This window comes from Trichlorobacter ammonificans, assembly GCF_933509905.1.
GTDB classification, from domain to species: Bacteria; Desulfobacterota; Desulfuromonadia; order Geobacterales; family Pseudopelobacteraceae; genus Trichlorobacter; species Trichlorobacter ammonificans.
In genome coordinates this window covers 2,953,104-2,969,866 of the sequence record NZ_OW150024.1, presented here as the reverse complement: position 1 = coordinate 2,969,866, position 16,763 = coordinate 2,953,104, and the positions used below count along the sequence as shown (strand labels likewise).

The window sequence follows — 16,763 nt, the reverse complement described above, 5'->3', positions numbered from 1 at the left end:
GGGTGAGGTGCCGTCTGCGGACAGCAGACGGGATGCAAAGGGAACACGAGCAAAGGGTATCGTCATGAACAGAGTGTATCGTCTGATCTGGAGCAGGTTGCGGGAAGCCTGGGTTGTGGTATCCGAAGCGGTACGGGGTAGTGGGGGAGCAGCGCCGGTGACGGTAGGCAACCTGCTGGCGGCGGCGCTGCTGGCGTCCTCAGCCGGCACGGTATACGCCCTGCCCACCAGTCCCACGGTAGTCAGCGGCACCGCCGGCATTGTCAGCTCCGGCGGCACCATGACCATCACCAACTCCGCCAATGCGATCATCAACTGGCAGGGGTTTTCCATCGGCCAGGGTGAAACCGCCCGCTTCATCCAACCCTCCGCCTTGAGCGCCGTACTCAACCGGGTCACCGGCGGCGATCCCTCCAAAATCCTGGGCGCCCTGCAATCCAACGGCAAGGTACTGCTGATCAATCCCAACGGCATCCTGTTCGGTCCCAACAGTCGGGTCGACGTCAACGGTCTGATCGCCTCCACGCTGACCATCACCAACGAAGACTTTCTGGCGGGCCGGATGAAGTTTTCGGCTGGTCCGACGGCCGGCAAGGTCGAGAATCGGGGGAGCATTGCCACGCCGTCCGGCGGCGGCGTGTACCTGATCGCGCCAGCTGTTGAGAACAGCGGGGTGATCACGGCTCCCAACGGTGACGTACTGCTGGCCGCCGGCAAGGAGGTGCTGCTGGTTGATCGCCGGAGTCCTGAGATTGCGGTTGTGGTGACGGCTCCTGCCGGCGAATCGTTGAACCTTGGTACGATTGTCGCTGATGCCGGTCGTATTGGCATGTACGGCAGCGTGGTGCGTCAGAAGGGGCGTATCAGCGCGAACAGCGCGGTGCAGGACGCCCAGGGGCGGATATTCCTGAAGTCGTCCGGGGAGACAACGGTTGCAAGCGGGAGCGTAACATCGGCGGACGGTAGCGGCACTGCCAGCGGCGGCAAGGTGATCGTCTGGTCCGACGGTGCAACGGTCGTTGATGGCACGATCAGCGCCAAAGGCGGGGAGCAGGGGGGCAACGGCGGATTTGTCGAAACCTCGGGTGGCAATCTGGCGGTGAATAAGGCTCCGGACCTGACGGCGCCGTTTGGCAGCGGAGGAACGTGGCTGCTTGATCCCTACGATATCATCATCGGCTCCATCGACACCACCGGCACCTATACCGGTTCGCCGAATTTTGTCGGAAATGGCGGCTCAAGTCCTTCCTTCATCGGTGCTTCCATGATCGCCGGAGTGCTTGATGGCGGTACCAGCGTCGTGGTTGATACCACCGGCAGCGGCGGGGGGACCGGCACTATTACGGTGTCTTCAGCAATAAACACAGCCAATGCCGCTGCAGCCACCCTGACGCTTAAGGCCCACAACGATATTACGATTGATGCTGCGCTGACCATGAATAACTCGCTGGTGCTGCTGGCCGATCAGGATGTATCGGGAGCCGGCAGTGTCGTGATCAATAAGCACGTGACCGCCCAGAACATTACTGCCAGCGGCCGGGATATCGTGTTTGCCAGCCTTGATGGCGGAACAACCTACGGCAGGTTTACCGGTGGCGCTGTTTCCCTGAATGCCGCCAATGTCATAACGGCCAACAACTACGGGTTTGCCTCTGAAGTGACGGGCTCGTCACTCATGCTCCAGGCAGTAAACGGTATCGGCGCCGGTGGCAAGGTGTTCGTGGCGGACGTTGCCGGAGAAATCAGCTTCAGTAATGTCAACAACGGGGTCAACATCTACAACACCTCTTCCTCGTCGATCCGCAACTTTACCGGCATCAACAGCAACGGACCGGTCAGGCTGGAGTCCTACGATGCAACATTCCCGACCATGCTGGGCAACATCAGCAGCGGCGGCGACCTGGTCATCAGGATGAACAGAGTGGCCACCAACAGCAGTGCCGCAATCAATGCGGGAAGCAACACGGTCTATCTTTCTTCCTATAATAACAGTCCGGTCCTGAGCCAGAGCATCAACGGGTCGCAGTCCTGGAATCTGAGCGGCAGCGATCTGGAGCGGATTTCCGCCGGAAAAATCGTCGTGGGTTACGACAGCTTCGGCAATTATACGCCCAACCTGTCGGTGGCTACCTCCTCCCCTCTTACCCTAAGCGGCCCGAAGCAACTTGAGCTGTACGGCCAGTACATCAGTACCGGCAGCAATGCCATAGCGCTCGCCGGCAACGGGTCGGGCCTCTCGCTGCTCGGCACCCTGTCGGGCGGCCAGATAACCCTGGGCAGCGGCACCATCAGCGTTCCGGACGGCACGGTGAAGATCGGGGCGCTCTCGCCTTCAAACAACGATATCTACCTGGGAGGCTACTCCTCGCCAGGTCTGAATATTCCCTCGCTCGGCACGATAACCGCGCAGGCCGTCACCATCGGCTCCCCCGGGGCGTCATCCGGTGCAATACATGTCGTTGGAGCAGTCACGACGCCATCCGCATCAGCTCATGTCTTTAATGCTGGTGCCGGCGGGATCAGTCAGATAACGGGAGCCACGATCACCGTGCCCAACCTTGCCCTCAATTCCGTGGGAAGTGTCACGCTGGCCGAGAACAATCAGGTTGCCACGCTGGCCGCATCGGCGGGTGACGCTGGTAACCCCAACAGAAACGTTACGTTCCGCAATCAGGGGAACCTGAGTATCGGACATGTGGGAGGGATCAGCGGTATCGGCAGTTTTATGAACGGAGTGTACGACGCTGCCGCCCCTGACGCCGTTATCAGCCTTACCAGTTCCGGAGCGATCAGCCAGGCCGGCGGTGCGCTGTTGCGGGGTAAGGCAGTCCAGGCCACGGGGACATCGGTCAACCTCGATCAACCCAATCCCACCGGGATCATTGCCGGAGAGGCCACTGGCGGTGCTGCGCTCGACAGTTTCAGTTACCGCAGCAGCAACCAGATACTGCTGTCTCATGTTGCCGGCGCAAGCGGCGTTACTGCTGCCGCAGCCGGTACGAATCCACTGGGGGTCAAGCTGATCTCCGACAACCAGGGGATTGCCCAGGAAGCCGGTGCCCTGCTGCTTGCACCGGGGCGTGGGGCCCATCTCGACGCCGGCACAGCCATCTATCTTGAGGATGCGGGTAATGCGGTTGGCTCCCTTGCGGCGATCTCCCGCAACGGCGCGGACATCGTCTTTAGCGGCAGTGCGCCGCTTGCCGTCACTGACCTGCACCAGGGGGTCAGCGGCATCCAGACCTCCGGCGGCAATCTGCTGCTCAAGGCGCCGGCAATCTCCCTGGGGGCGAACAGCCATGTCGGCAATGCCGGTCTGGCGACGGACCTGTATTCGGCGACAGCCGGCAGGACATTCAGTGCGGACTACGGCATTCTGCTGGCTCCGTACACGCCGGGGGCGAACATGGTCGTGGGCGACGGTGCCGCCACCCATGACACTACCTCGCTCACCAGCCGACAGCTCCGTGTCGGCAATTCCGCGGTTGAGTCCTTTGTGCCCGCTTCCGGGAACATCAGCATAGCGGGCAGCGGCATCAACAAACCGTCAACCAGCCTGAGTATTTTTACTGAAGGCTCAATCAGTCAGACTGCCCCGCTCAATGTGGGTGCGCTCCAGCTCTTCTCCGGCAGTGGCGGCATAACCCTCGAAAACAGCGCCAACCTCTTCACCGGACTCATGGCGGAAGCGCAGGGCGGCATCAGCATCAGGAACGGCGGCAGCATGGATGTGGAGCTGGTGCGCGCGCAGGGAGACGTTTCGCTGGTTGCCGCCGGAACTATCGGACTCTACGACGACATCAGCAGTGGTGGTGCCATCACGATTCAGGCGGGTGGCGACCTGCGCCAAAACGCGGGGACCATTTCCAATCTTGACAACAGGGCTGCCGACCGGGACATCACCCTGAAAGGAAGCAACGTGGTGCTTAGTAACGTCCGCTCAAGCCGGCACGTTTACCTTGAGGCCACAAACACGCTGGACCTGACCTTCAACAGTTACAACAGCGATTACGTTGACGACGACTTTTTCATCTACACGCTGCCCTTCACCTTCACCTATTTCGGCGAAACGTTCTCCCAGGCCTTTATTTCCAGCAACGGCCTGATCAGTTTTGGTAGCGGCACCAGCGCGTACAGTGACAGTCTCCAGGACCTTGCCGGCTACAAAGCCATTGCACCGGCCTGGAACGACTGGATCGTCAAGCCGTCCCAGGGGAAAAACGTGTTCATATCACAGCCGACCACCACCAGTATGGCGGTGAAATGGGATGTCGAACGCTATTACGAAGCAGGCAGCTCGGCCCGGTTCGAGACCGTACTCGACACCAGCGGAGCCATTTCCTTCAACTACGGGCCGGCCAGCAGCAGCTATGCCGGCGATGTGACCATCGGGCTCGGCAACGGTGCCGCGGCCATAGCTTCCCAGTTGATGAACATGTCCGGCTTCTCTCTGAACAACCTGAAATCAACCACGTTTATCCCTACAGGCAGCACTTATCAGGAGACCGTCGGCAGCAGTGGCGGCAGCCTGGCCGGCACAACACCGCTCGTCGCCGGCTTCAGCACTTCCGGGGTTTCCGTGAGCCTGCCCGAGACCCCGTCCGGTCCGGCCGGCCTGGTGGCAGCTTCCAACCTCACAGCACGGGCCGCCGGCACTCTGACCATTGGAACAACCGTCAGCGCAGCGAACGGACAGATCAGTCTTGAATCGACCACCGGCTCCATACTGCGTTCAGGCGCCGGTGCCCCCTTGATTGCCACCTCGCTCCGCGCTGCCGCAGGTGGAAGTATCGGTTCGTATGACACTGCTCTGCTGACCCAGGTGGGCGAATGGGCAGGCGTTACGGCGGGCGGCTCGGTCTACCTGAAGAACGTGGGTGCGGTGCAGGTAAACGCTGGTGTCTCGTCGCAGGGCGGAAGCGTCATGCTCGGCTCGGATGGGCTGCTGACAATCAGCGCTTCGGTTCAGGCCGCAGACGCCGTCGGGCTGTTTGGCAACAGCATCGGCCACGTGGCGGGGACGGTCGCGGGAAGCAGGGTACGGTTTACCGCCACAGCTTCCGAGACCGGCACCGTAACGCTCGGCTCTGTGGTCAATGCCGTCCAGTCGGCTGAGTTCACGGCGGATAACCTGGTTCTGGCCGGTACTCCGACGGTTAGGGTCAGCTCCACGGATATCCAGAGCGAAATCGGCATCCGGCCGTTTTCCGCCAATCGGCCGATTACCGTCGGTGCCAGCGGCAGCGGTCTGAACGTACTGAACACCAGCGAGGCAACGTTCAGCGCACCCACCCTCGTGATCGGGAGCGATGCTGGTGATGATGGGCTGGCGTCCGGTCCGTTGACCATTGCCGGTGCCATCACCCGTAGCCAGCGGCTGGGGCTGGTCAGTGCGGGAACGGTAACGCAGCGTACCGGAGCAGCCATTGCGGTGCCCGCCCTGGGGGTGCTCGCGGGCGGCGGCGTCAGCCTGAATGCCGCGTCCAACATGGTAGACGCACTCGCCATTAATACCACGGCAGGCGATGTGGCGTTCAGTGCCGGCAAGCCGTTTTCAGTCGTTTCGGTGGTGGGAGGCCTGGAAAACCCCAAAATCATTGCCGGTGTTTCAACGCCGTCCGGTAGTGTGACGCTTGCAACATCCGGTGGAGATCTGGCTTTGAAGGCGCCGGTCACTGCTGCGTCCGGAACGGTGAGCCTGCAGAGCTCCGGTTCGATTCTCGATGCCACCGGCAGTATCGGCGTCCAGGCCCAGGCACTGTTCGCCACGGCCGGTGTGGATATCGGCTCATCTGCGGTACCGTTGTCGACCCAGGTGCCGCTCTGGTCGACGCTGACGGCCGGCAGGTCGGTGTATGTCGATAACTATGGCGCCGTTGCGACCGGAAGCGTGCCGGTTGTCGCCACCACGGGCGACGTCACCCTGCGGGCGCACAGTCCTTTGACCATTGGCAGCGGCGGCGTCACGGCCCAAGGGAATATCCTGCTCGAGGCATCTGCCAGTTCCGTTGGCGGTGACAACCTGACGATTAGCGGGCCGGTTGCCTCGACGACTGGTGCCATCAGCCTGAAAGCAGGCACCGGCGTGGTAATAGCCGCAGGCGGGTCTGCCGTGGCACCGGCCGGTGTCACGACGATAGACCAGGGAGGAACGGTCGTCAAACCGCCAGCACCGGCCCTTGAGACCTGCATCGCCGCTCCGGCCACTCCCGGATGTGCGACGGTGCTTCCGTCGCTGACCACCTGTACTGCCGCCCCGACGACCGCCGGCTGCTCCGCAGTGCTGCCGACCCTGTCGGCATGCATTGCCGCTCCGGCCACTGCCGGTTGCAGTGCCGTTCTTCCCACCCTGGCCATCTGCACTACCGCCCCGACGACCACCGGCTGCTCCGTGGTGCTGCCGCAGCAACAAACGTCGATCACCCAGACCACGAACCAGGTGGTGAAAGAGACCGAGCAGGCCAGCACGACACCGGTTGCACCTGCCGGGCTGGTGCTGGTCGCACTCGCCCCTTCCAAGGAAGAATCGTCATCTGAAGGCCCGTCGAGCCAGTCCGAAACCAATGGCAGTAACGGGAAGGAAGAGAAAAAAGACAAGAATAAGGACAAGAATACGGATGCACAGTCTGCCGGCGGAGAGAAAAAAGATGAAAAACCCAAGAAAAATTACTGCAATTAGCCTGCTGCTGCTCTGCCTGCTGCTGTGGTCGTCTGTTGCGCTGGCTGCAACGGCCGCCAGCGTGACCCACCTGTCCGGTCCCCTGCTGGCGCGCAAGACGGATGGTACCACGAAAGCTTTGTCTATCGGTTCCAAGATTGACGAAGGCGATACGGTGATAACGCAGAAACGAACCTATGCCCGGCTGAAGTTTTCCGACGGCAGCGAAGTGACCCTGAAGCCGGACACACAGTTCAGGGTGGAGCAGCACCGCTACGATCAGGCAAATCCCAAAAACGATGTCGGTTCCTACAACCTGATCAAAGGGGGGCTGCGCACCATTACGGGACAGATCGGCAAACGGGGCAACCAGGACAGTTACCGTATGAAAACCCCCACGGCCACCATCGGTATCCGCGGTACCATTTACGACGCGCAATTCTGCACCGGAAACTCCTGCGGTGCCGTCGAGCCGGGGCTCTACCTGGCGGTTGCCGACGGTCAGGTCGTGATTACCAACAACGAGGGAGTACAAACCACCCTGCAGGTGAAGGCCGGTCAATACGTCTACGTTCAGAACCCTACCACGCCACCAGTGGTGTTGCCGACAAAGCCGAACATACCCTTCAACCCGCCGCCATCGGTTTCCCAAGGGTCGCGAGGCCAGGGAGGAGAAGGGGGGGCGGCGCAGGGAGGAGGGACGACGGACTGTATCGTGCGCTGATGGGGTATCGTCATGAACAGAGTGTATCGTCTGATCTGGAGCAGGTTGCGGGAAGCCTGGGTTGTGGTATCCGAAGCGGTACGGGGTAGTGGGGGAGCAGCGCCGGTGACGGTAGGCAACCTGCTGGCGGCGGCGCTGCTGGCGTCCTCAGCCGGCACGGTATACGCCCTGCCCACCAGTCCCACGGTAGTCAGCGGCACCGCCGGCATTGTCAGCTCCGGCGGCACCATGACCATCACCAACTCCGCCAATGCGATCATCAACTGGCAGGGGTTTTCCATCGGCCAGGGTGAAACCGCCCGCTTCATCCAACCCTCCGCCTTGAGCGCCGTACTCAACCGGGTCACCGGCGGCGATCCCTCCAAAATCCTGGGCGCCCTGCAATCCAACGGCAAGGTACTGCTGATCAATCCCAACGGCATCCTGTTCGGTCCCAACAGTCGGGTCGACGTCAACGGTCTGATCGCCTCCACGCTGACCATCACCAACGAAGACTTTCTGGCGGGCCGGATGAAGTTTTCGGCTGGTCCGACGGCCGGCAAGGTCGAGAATCGGGGGAGCATTGCCACGCCGTCCGGCGGCGGCGTGTACCTGATCGCGCCAGCTGTTGAGAACAGCGGGGTGATCACGGCTCCCAACGGTGACGTACTGCTGGCCGCCGGCAAGGAGGTGCTGCTGGTTGATCGCCGGAGTCCTGAGATTGCGGTTGTGGTGACGGCTCCTGCCGGCGAATCGTTGAACCTTGGTACGATTGTCGCTGATGCCGGTCGTATTGGCATGTACGGCAGCGTGGTGCGTCAGAAGGGGCGTATCAGCGCGAACAGCGCGGTGCAGGACGCCCAGGGGCGGATATTCCTGAAGTCGTCCGGGGAGACAACGGTTGCAAGCGGGAGCGTAACATCGGCGGACGGTAGCGGCACTGCCAGCGGCGGCAAGGTGATCGTCTGGTCCGACGGTGCAACGGTCGTTGATGGCACGATCAGCGCCAAAGGCGGGGAGCAGGGGGGCAACGGCGGATTTGTCGAAACCTCGGGAACCTACCTGAAAGTAGCCGATACGGCCCGAATCAGCACAATTGCCGCCAACGGCAGGTCCGGCATCTGGCTCCTCGATCCCAACGATTTCACCATTGCCCCGAGCGGGGGCGACATGACCGGTGCCACCCTGGCGACAAACCTGAACAGCGGCAACATTGTCATTGAAACCGCCGTCATGGGGACCGCCGGCAATGGCGATATTTTCGTCAATGACGCTATTGCAAAAACCGGTACAGCCGATACATCGCTCACCCTCAAGGCTGAACGCAGCATCAGCATCAATGCGCCGATATCATCAAGCGGCGGCAAGCTGGATGTGGTGCTGAATGCTCACGCCCAGAGCGACACCGCACCGGGTAGTGTCTGGATCAACAAGAACATTACCACCAACGGCGGCAGCCTGATCGTCGGTGGTGGCCTCGATCCTGCCGTGACGGCCGCCATCGGCTACGGCAGCGCAACCAACGACCAACTGTACGGAGTGTACGTCGAAACAGCTACCATCAGTACCGGTGGCGGCAATATCATCATCCGTGGCCAGGGGGTTGCCGGCTCACCATTCGATGCTGACGGCATCAACCTGGCAAACACGGTGCAACTGCACGCCCAGGGGGGCAACATAACCCTGGCGGGCAGAACAGGTGACCAGCCTACCATTGGCACCATCGGCACTGCGGGTATCTATTCGGATGCGGTTATTGACACCACCGGCAGCGGTGCCATTTCCCTGACCGGTCGTGGCGGCCTGGGCACCGGCAAGAGCAATATTCGCGGGATCAACCTGAGTGGCGGCACTATCCGGGTTGAGAACGGCACGCTCTCCATTATTGGTTATGGTGGCGATGCGACCGGAAGCAACAACAAAGGAGTGCGCCTGCATGGTTCGCTCAGCACCCCCCTGCAACTTCAGAGCACGGGAAGCGGCTCGATCAGCATAACCGGCGGACCGTGCCCGTCCGGTTGCATCAACACCCCCACCAGCAACAATGAGGGGGTGCTGCTGAACAGTCAGTATGTAACTGTTGTCAGTGCCGGGGGGACGATCAGCATTACCGGTATCGGCACCGGTACCGGGAGCGGCAATAGCGGTGTCTCCCTGCTGGGAAGCATAACCGCAGGCACGGCATTCGGCGCGGGTGCGATCACCATCAGCGGCACCGGTTCCGCGGGCTCTGCAGGCATTCAGCAGTCAGGCAGCGGTACACTCCAGGCGGCAGCGCTTGCAACCAGCAGCGTGCGCGGTACGCTGCTGGGCAACGTCAACCAGGTTGCGAGTTATAGCGCCAGCAACCTTACGTCCGGGGATATTACCTTCAACAATGCGGCGACCACCCTGACGCTGAGCGGTGCTAACATCAACAACAACGGCGGCGGGAACGTCACCATAACCAACGCCGGCACCATCCGTAGCGTCGGCTGGGTGCAGACCAGCGGCAACGGCAGCATTTCATTGTCGGCGACCGGCGGTTCCGCCATCATTGGGAACGCTCTGATAAGCGGCAACGACAATGCCGGCGCCGGTGCGGTCAGCGTGATCGCCAGCGGGACAACCAGCGATATCGAGCTGAACACGACCAACATTTACAGCGGTGCCACCGGCGGCGGCAGCGGGGCGATCAGCCTGACCGCCGGCCGCGATGTGAAGCTGAATCCGGCGGCGGTCTCGACAACCGGCAGCGTCACCGTGCAGGGTGGACAGAACGTGCTGCTGAACGGGCCGATAACAGCAGGCAGCGTCCATATCGACGCTGCCGCGGGAGGCTCTATCAGCGGCACCGGTACCATTTCGGCGCCATCCGTCAATCTGCAGCATCTGGGAGGGGGCAGCATGATCGGTGTTGCGAATGCGCCGCTGAAAACCAGCGGGGCGTCCAGCATTAGTGTCGGCTTCAATGCCGCCGGTCCCGGGGCGGTCTACCTGGACCATACCGGCAGCGCCACATTGCAAAATCTGTTTACCACAGGCACGGCAACGCCGATCGCAATATCGGCCACGCAGGACATTACGGCAACCAGTATGGGTGCCGGCACTGCCGATCTGAAGCTGACGGCCGGCAATCAATTGACGCTGCCATCACTGCAGGTGCTTTCCGGGGGAAACGTCACGCTAACGGCAAACCGGGTAGCCATGCAGGCGAATAGCGGCATCAACGCCATCGGCGGAACGGTCTGGATCAAGTCGACGGACAGCGCACGAGGTATTGATCTTGGATCAACCACCGATCTTGCCGCAACAAGCCTCGAACTTTCCTCCAGTGAGCTTAACAGCATAGTCGCTACTGCCGTGCGGATCGGCACCACGGCCGGCGGCAACCTTGTGATGACTTCCGCCATAGCGCCGACAGGGTTTTCAACGCTGAGTCTTGAGTCGGGAGGAACGGTTACACAAGAGGGGGCGGGTACGCTTTCTATCGCCAACCTGGCGATTCAGGCGCTGGGTGCCGTCGATCTTTCAGCCGCCTCCAACAGCGTCACCAACCTTGCCGCAAGCATCGGCAACAATGCTAATCCGAACAAAAACTTCACGTTCCGCAACAACGCCCCCTTGAATGTGGGGACTGTCGCCGGCATAGCCGGTATCTCCACCTATGTCAGCGGCATCTACAACACCGAAGTTCCGGATGGCATCATCGCGCTTACCGGCAACGGAGCACTGACGCAATCGACCGGTGCCCTGCTGGGTGGCAAAGCGGTCTATGCAAAGGGGGATACGGTTAGCCTGTCGCTGCTCAATCCCACCGGCATCATAGCAGGGGAGGCCACCGGCGGCAGCTTTCAGTACACAAGCGGCAATGGCATTTGGGTAACGACGGTTGCCGGTGCGCCCGGTATTCAAAACACCGGCACCGGCGGCAACATCGCGCTGACCGGCAGCAGCATCGCTCAGGATGCGCTTATTTCAACCAGGGACGTGACCGGCGGTGGTGGGTTCAACCTGTCACTCGTCAGCAGCGGTCCTGTGTCTCTGCGACATGCCGGCAATAATGTCAGTTCCATCTCAGCAGATTTACGCACCGGCAGCGGAAGCCTCTCATTTCTTAACAACGCCGATCTGACGACGGGCAGTATCACCACAAACGGCAATTACGTCGATATCGGCGTGCCCACTGCCAATCAGATCACCGTCAGCGGCTCCATTGCCACCGGTACGGGAGAGAGTTCCGTCATCAAGCTCTCGGGCGGAGGGATAACCTATGCTTCTTCCGCCGTAACCAATAGCGGCATCATTGCGCTACAGTCGACCGACCCGGCAAAGGGCATCACTCTGAGTGGCGGGGTGCTGGGCGCCGCGAACACCGGAGTTGTTGAGATGACCACCGACAGGCTGACCCTGTCCGGCGGCACGGTTGTAGCCAATGCAACGAATGGTGCCATCAGTATTTCTCCCCATACCGCAAACACGCCTATCGTTGTGGGTACCGGGGGTGCTCCCGGCACGCTGTACATAAGCGATACCAGTATCACGACCTTCAACGCGCCCGATTTTGCCATCGGCTCAATTGCGGGAAACCCCTCTAGAGCCGTGTCAGGCGCCATTAGTGTAGAAACGGCGATTGCCCGCGCCGGCAAGCGGGTCGGGCTGTTTTCAGGGGCAGGGATTACGCAAGTTGCTTCCATAATCGCTGACAGCCTGGGAGTCATTGCCGGCGGCCCGGTGAATCTGAATACATCCAATCAGGTGCATAACCTGGCAATTGAGACCAACAGTGGCGCCATTGATTTTACCAACAGCAGTGCGTTGACGATCACTGCACTGGCCGGAGGCGCTAAAAATCCGTCAGCCATTACCGGGGTAACAAGCATTGGCGGCGGCAATATCCAGGTGACGGCATCTGCCGGCACCATAACGCTGGCATCACCGGTTGTTACGGATACTACTGACAGTACCGTGATCCTGGCCGCTCCAGGCGGTGCGATTGTCGATGCCGTGGCTTCCGGCGCTGGCGTTGCGGCAAAAGATCTTGCCCTCTATGCGGCTACCGGCATCGGCAGCGGATTCGGCGGCAGCGGTTTTCCGCTCAAGACCCGGGTTTCGATGCTGACGGCGGAGAACACCGGCGGTTCCGGCGACATCAACATCGTCAACAGCGGTGCCCTGACCACGTCCGGCTGGGTCAGCAACGGTAACCCTGCCAATGTGTCCGGGGGACGGATCAGCATCATTGCCAACAGCCCCCTGACCATCGCTGGCAGTGGCGGGATAGCGGCACTGAACGAGGTCTGGTTGGAGGCTGGGGCCACCGGGGGAGGCATTGCCAGCGACATCCTGACCATTGACGGCGATGTCTTCTCGGGCACCAACAAGACCGTTACCCTGCGCGCGGGCTCGGGTATCGTCGAAAACGGCACCGTTCGTACTGCCGGCGGCATTGTCCGCCAGGCGCATTTGAACGGTACGCCCTCCTGCTCAACAGGGCAGGCGTGGAGTGGCTCCTCCTGCGCTCCAATTGCTTGTTCCGCGGGATACGTACTGGTTGGCAGCAGTTGCGAGCCGATCACCTGTTCTCCCGGCTATCAGCTTGCCGGCAGCATCTGCCAGCCGACTATCAGTACCTGCGCCGCAACGCCGATATTGCCGGGATGCAGCACGGTTCTGCCTTCACTGGACACCTGCATAGCCGCACCGTCCATTACTGGCTGCAGCGTGGTACTGCCGATGTTAGCCATCTGTACCACTGCGCCAAGCACGCCCGGCTGTTCCGTGGTGCTTCCGTCCCTTGAAACCTGTATCACAACGCCGTCAGCTGCCGGCTGTTCAGCAGTAGTGCCGAGTCTGGCTGACTGTACTGCCTCTCCAGCCATGCCGGGATGCAGTGCAGTGCTGCCAACACTGGCAACCTGTACATCCGCATCAGCAACACCAGGATGCTCCGTTGTCCTGCCCAGCCTGGCCGCCTGCGTTGCCACTCCGGCGATAGCTGGCTGCAGCGCGGTTCTTCCTGCGCTGGCCGATTGTGCCGCGAATCCGTCGCGTGCCGGTTGTGTGGCGGTTGTGCCGGTGCAGGAGCAAGGACCGCTCAGTCAGGCAGTCAATCAGGTGGTCAATGCGGTTAAGCAGATGCATACCACGCCGGTTGCTCCAACTGGCGTGGTCCTGGTTTCCTTGGCACCAGCCGGTAATGATGCTGAACAATCGTCACCAGCGACGATATCGTCAGGGAGCGTTCCGGCACCATCTTCCGGTTCGCCTGATTCCGGCGACAGCCAGAGCAGCGGCAACACGAGCGGTGAGAAGGACAAGGGGAAAGACAAGCAGAATGACCAACAGCCAGCCGGTAGAGAGAAAAAGGATGAAAAACCGAAGAACAATTACTGTAACTGAGTCAGAGCCCCATAGAGTGTGCTGAGCTGACGGGCCTCCTGTTCGGGGGGGAAGTTTTTGCGTACGAAATCCCGTGCGGCTTTTCCGATGGCAGCCCAGTGCTCTTGGTGGGTGTGGACCTGAGCAATGATGGTACGCAACTCTTCGGCGGTGCTGAAGAACCACCCGGTTTCACCGTGGCGGATAAGGGAACGATTACCGGCAATGTCCCGGGCGACAACAAGTTTACCCTGCGCCATGGCCTCCAACAGCGCATTCGGCATGCCGCCCTCAAAACGGGAGGAGTTCAGCACCAGATCTGCTGCCGTATAAAGGGTTCCCATCAGATGGTGCGGCACGTCGCCGAGCAGGTTTACCCAATGCCGATGCCGGGCATATTCCCTGATCTGGGTGCCGTAGGCAGCATCCAGGTCCCCGCCGGCGATGACGAATCGCAGGGTGGGGGTCACGTCAGCGAGAGGGGCTAATGCCTCCAGAGCTTCGAGAATGCCCTTTGCGGGCCTGATGGCTGCTGGCAGTAGAATCACAAAATGACGTGAGCCTTGTGTCGCTCCCGGAGGCCGGTACGATGCGTTGTCGGTTGCGGCTGCTTCCGGCAGAAGAGAAACTCCCTGCGGGATGACGACGGTTTTTTCTGCAGCATCCGGGAAGGCGGCGACAAAGCGTTCGGCAATCAGATCGTCGAAACAGGTGATTGCCGAAGCGTTTGCCACGGCCCGGCGGGTCTGGGGATGTTCGCACATCGGCGCGCTGAACAGATCGCTGCCGGTTATGGTCACCAAGTAGGGGATTTTCAGCATCCGAGCGTGATGCTCGGCAACGGGACCGGCATGGAAGGCGTGAAATCCGTGGAGCAGATCCGGCCGTAGTTCTGCGAGCGCGCGCCCCTGTTCCTGTTCTGTCAGGGTGTCCAGGGAGACAATGCTGACGCGACAACCGGCGGCCGGCAGATGTGCCGCTATGCGCTGCACGGTGGTGATGTTTCCCCGGGCAGGGCCGGTGCTGAAGGGGCAGATCAGAGCGACATGCATGGGAACAAGCGGTCCTTGTGTGGTTGGCTGGTCGGAATATACCAAGGAGGCACTGAAACGGCAACCGCCAGAATGCCGCACCGCTCCGGGTAAAAAAAGTATTGACGGAATGCACTGCTCTTTCTATGGTAAGAAAAATTGCTAATGGCTGAGAAGAGGAGTAGTAGCGGAGGTAGATTCTTGAGAGAGCCGGTGGATGGTGCGAACCGGTGGATCGAAACCGCGAACTCGCCTTGGAGCCGCTTCGGTGAACAGCAGTAGTCGAAGCCGTAGTGTCCACGTCACGGACCAATGAAGACCTGATGCGTCCTGTGGGCGGTCGGGTGAAGTAGGGTGGTACCACGAAAGCGCTGACGCCTTTCGTCCCTGCAGCGGGGCGGAGGCGTTTTTTCATTTCAGGAAACCACACGGGGAGGTGGAGCTATGGCGAAAAGTGCCAAGAACCAGGATGATACGCGGATAATCAGGATTTTCGACACCACGCTGCGCGACGGTGAGCAGGCGCCGGGCAACAGCATGAATATTGAGGAAAAACTGCGGGTGGCCCGCCAGCTGCAGAAGCTGAACGTTGATGTTATAGAAGCCGGTTTTCCCATCGCCTCGGAGGGGGACTTCGAAGCGGTCAAAAAGGTGGCCCAGACCATCAAGGGACCGCAGATCGCCGGTTTGTGCCGCTCCAACGACAAGGATATTGACCGTGCCTGGGAAGCATTGAAATATGCCGGCGACAAAGGCCGGATTCACACCTTTATCGCCACATCGGACATCCACATGAAGTACAAGCTGAAGATGGAGCCGGGCCGGGTGCTGGAAACCGCCATCAAGGCGGTGAAGCGGGCCGCTTCCTATACGCCCAACGTGGAGTTTTCCTGTGAGGATGCGGCACGTACCCGGCTGCCGTTTCTGGCCGAAATGGTCGAAGCGGTTATTGCTGCCGGCGCCACCACCGTCAACATTCCCGATACCGTGGGCTATACCGTGCCGTTCGAGTACTTCAACATGATCAAGTACCTGAAGGATAATGTGCCCAATATCGAGAAGGCGGTCATTTCCGTGCACTGCCACAACGACCTGGGGCTGTCGGTGGCCAACTCCATCGCCGCGGTGCAGGCCGGTGCCGGTCAGGTGGAGTGCACCATCAACGGTATCGGTGAGCGGGCCGGCAACTGCTCCCTGGAAGAGTTCGTCATGATCCTGCGGACCCGTCACGATATCCTTCCCTATGCCACCAATATCGCCACCGATCAGCTGACGCCGGCCAGCAGGCTTTTGACCAGCATCACGGGAATTTCCGTGCAGCCCAACAAGGCGATCGTGGGGGCCAACGCTTTTGCCCATGAGTCCGGTATCCACCAGCACGGCATGTTGATGGACAAGTCAACCTACGAGATCATGACGCCGGAATCGGTGGGTCTCCAGGCCAGTTCCCTGGTGTTGGGCAAGCATTCGGGGCGCCATGCCTTCAAGAAGCGCCTGGAGGAGTTGGGGCACGATCTGGACGATGATATGCTGAACCGGGCGTTCGAGCGGTTCAAGGCCCTGGCGGACCTGAAGAAAGAGGTGTTCGACGAGGACCTTGAGGCGATCGTCACCGACGAATCCCGGGAAGAGGATCGCTACAAGCTGGAACATATTACGGTTACCAGCGGCTCTTTCGCCGTGGCCACCGCCACGGTACAGCTTGAAATCAGCGGCAAACCGGCCAAAACAGCGGAATTGGGCGATGGCCCGGTCGACGCGGCCTTCAAGGCGATCCGCAAGCTGACCAAGACCAAGGCGGTGCTGACCCAGTATAACGTCGGCTCGATTACCGGCGGTACCGATGCCCAGGGAGAGGTGACCGTACGGGTTGAGGAAGGCGGCTACACCGTGGTGGGGAAAGGTTCGTCGACCGATATCATCGTCGCCTCGGCCAAGGCATTCATCCATGCCCTGAATCGGCTGCACCACAAGCAAAAGCGGCTGTCCGACGCTGTTTAGGGACTTTCCG

At 60.8% G+C, this 16,763-nt stretch carries 5 protein-coding genes and 1 other annotated feature; of the genes, 4 read left to right on the top strand and 1 reads right to left on the bottom strand.

The annotated features are described in order from the left end of the window. Nucleotides 1-64 precede the first annotated feature (64 nt). Genes RAK07_RS13605 through RAK07_RS13595 form a run of 3 tightly spaced genes read left to right on the top strand, consistent with a single transcriptional unit; the run spans nt 65 to nt 13,742 of the window. Nucleotides 65-6,679, top strand: coding sequence for a two-partner secretion domain-containing protein (locus RAK07_RS13605; protein WP_305733376.1), 6,615 nt, complete (start codon nt 65-67; stop codon nt 6,677-6,679). Continuing rightward, entirely contained in the window at nt 6,648-7,382 is a 735-nt protein-coding gene (locus RAK07_RS13600) for a FecR family protein (protein WP_305733375.1), read from the top strand. The genes RAK07_RS13605 and RAK07_RS13600 overlap by 32 nt, the downstream gene beginning before the upstream one ends. Before the next feature lie 12 nt (nt 7,383-7,394). Next, the gene (locus RAK07_RS13595; RefSeq protein WP_305733374.1) at nt 7,395-13,742 is read left to right on the top strand and encodes a two-partner secretion domain-containing protein; all 6,348 of its coding nucleotides are present in this window, start codon (nt 7,395-7,397) and stop codon (nt 13,740-13,742) included. Here the strand turns inward: RAK07_RS13595 and RAK07_RS13590 are convergent. Then, on the bottom strand, nt 13,730-14,713 hold the full coding sequence (locus RAK07_RS13590) for a glycosyltransferase (RefSeq protein WP_305733373.1): 984 nt from the start codon (nt 14,711-14,713) through the stop codon (nt 13,730-13,732). The genes RAK07_RS13595 and RAK07_RS13590 overlap by 13 nt on opposite strands. Nucleotides 14,714-14,914: 201 nt before the next feature. After that, nucleotides 14,915-15,144, top strand: a binding site (T-box leader). Between the two features lie 52 nt (nt 15,145-15,196). On the opposite strand from RAK07_RS13590, the gene RAK07_RS13585 reads away from it, so the two are divergent. Further along, nucleotides 15,197-16,753 carry a 2-isopropylmalate synthase gene (locus RAK07_RS13585; protein WP_305733372.1) on the top strand — a complete coding sequence of 519 codons (1,557 nt, stop codon included), beginning with the start codon at nt 15,197-15,199 and terminating at the stop codon, nt 16,751-16,753. Nucleotides 16,754-16,763 lie beyond the last annotated feature (10 nt).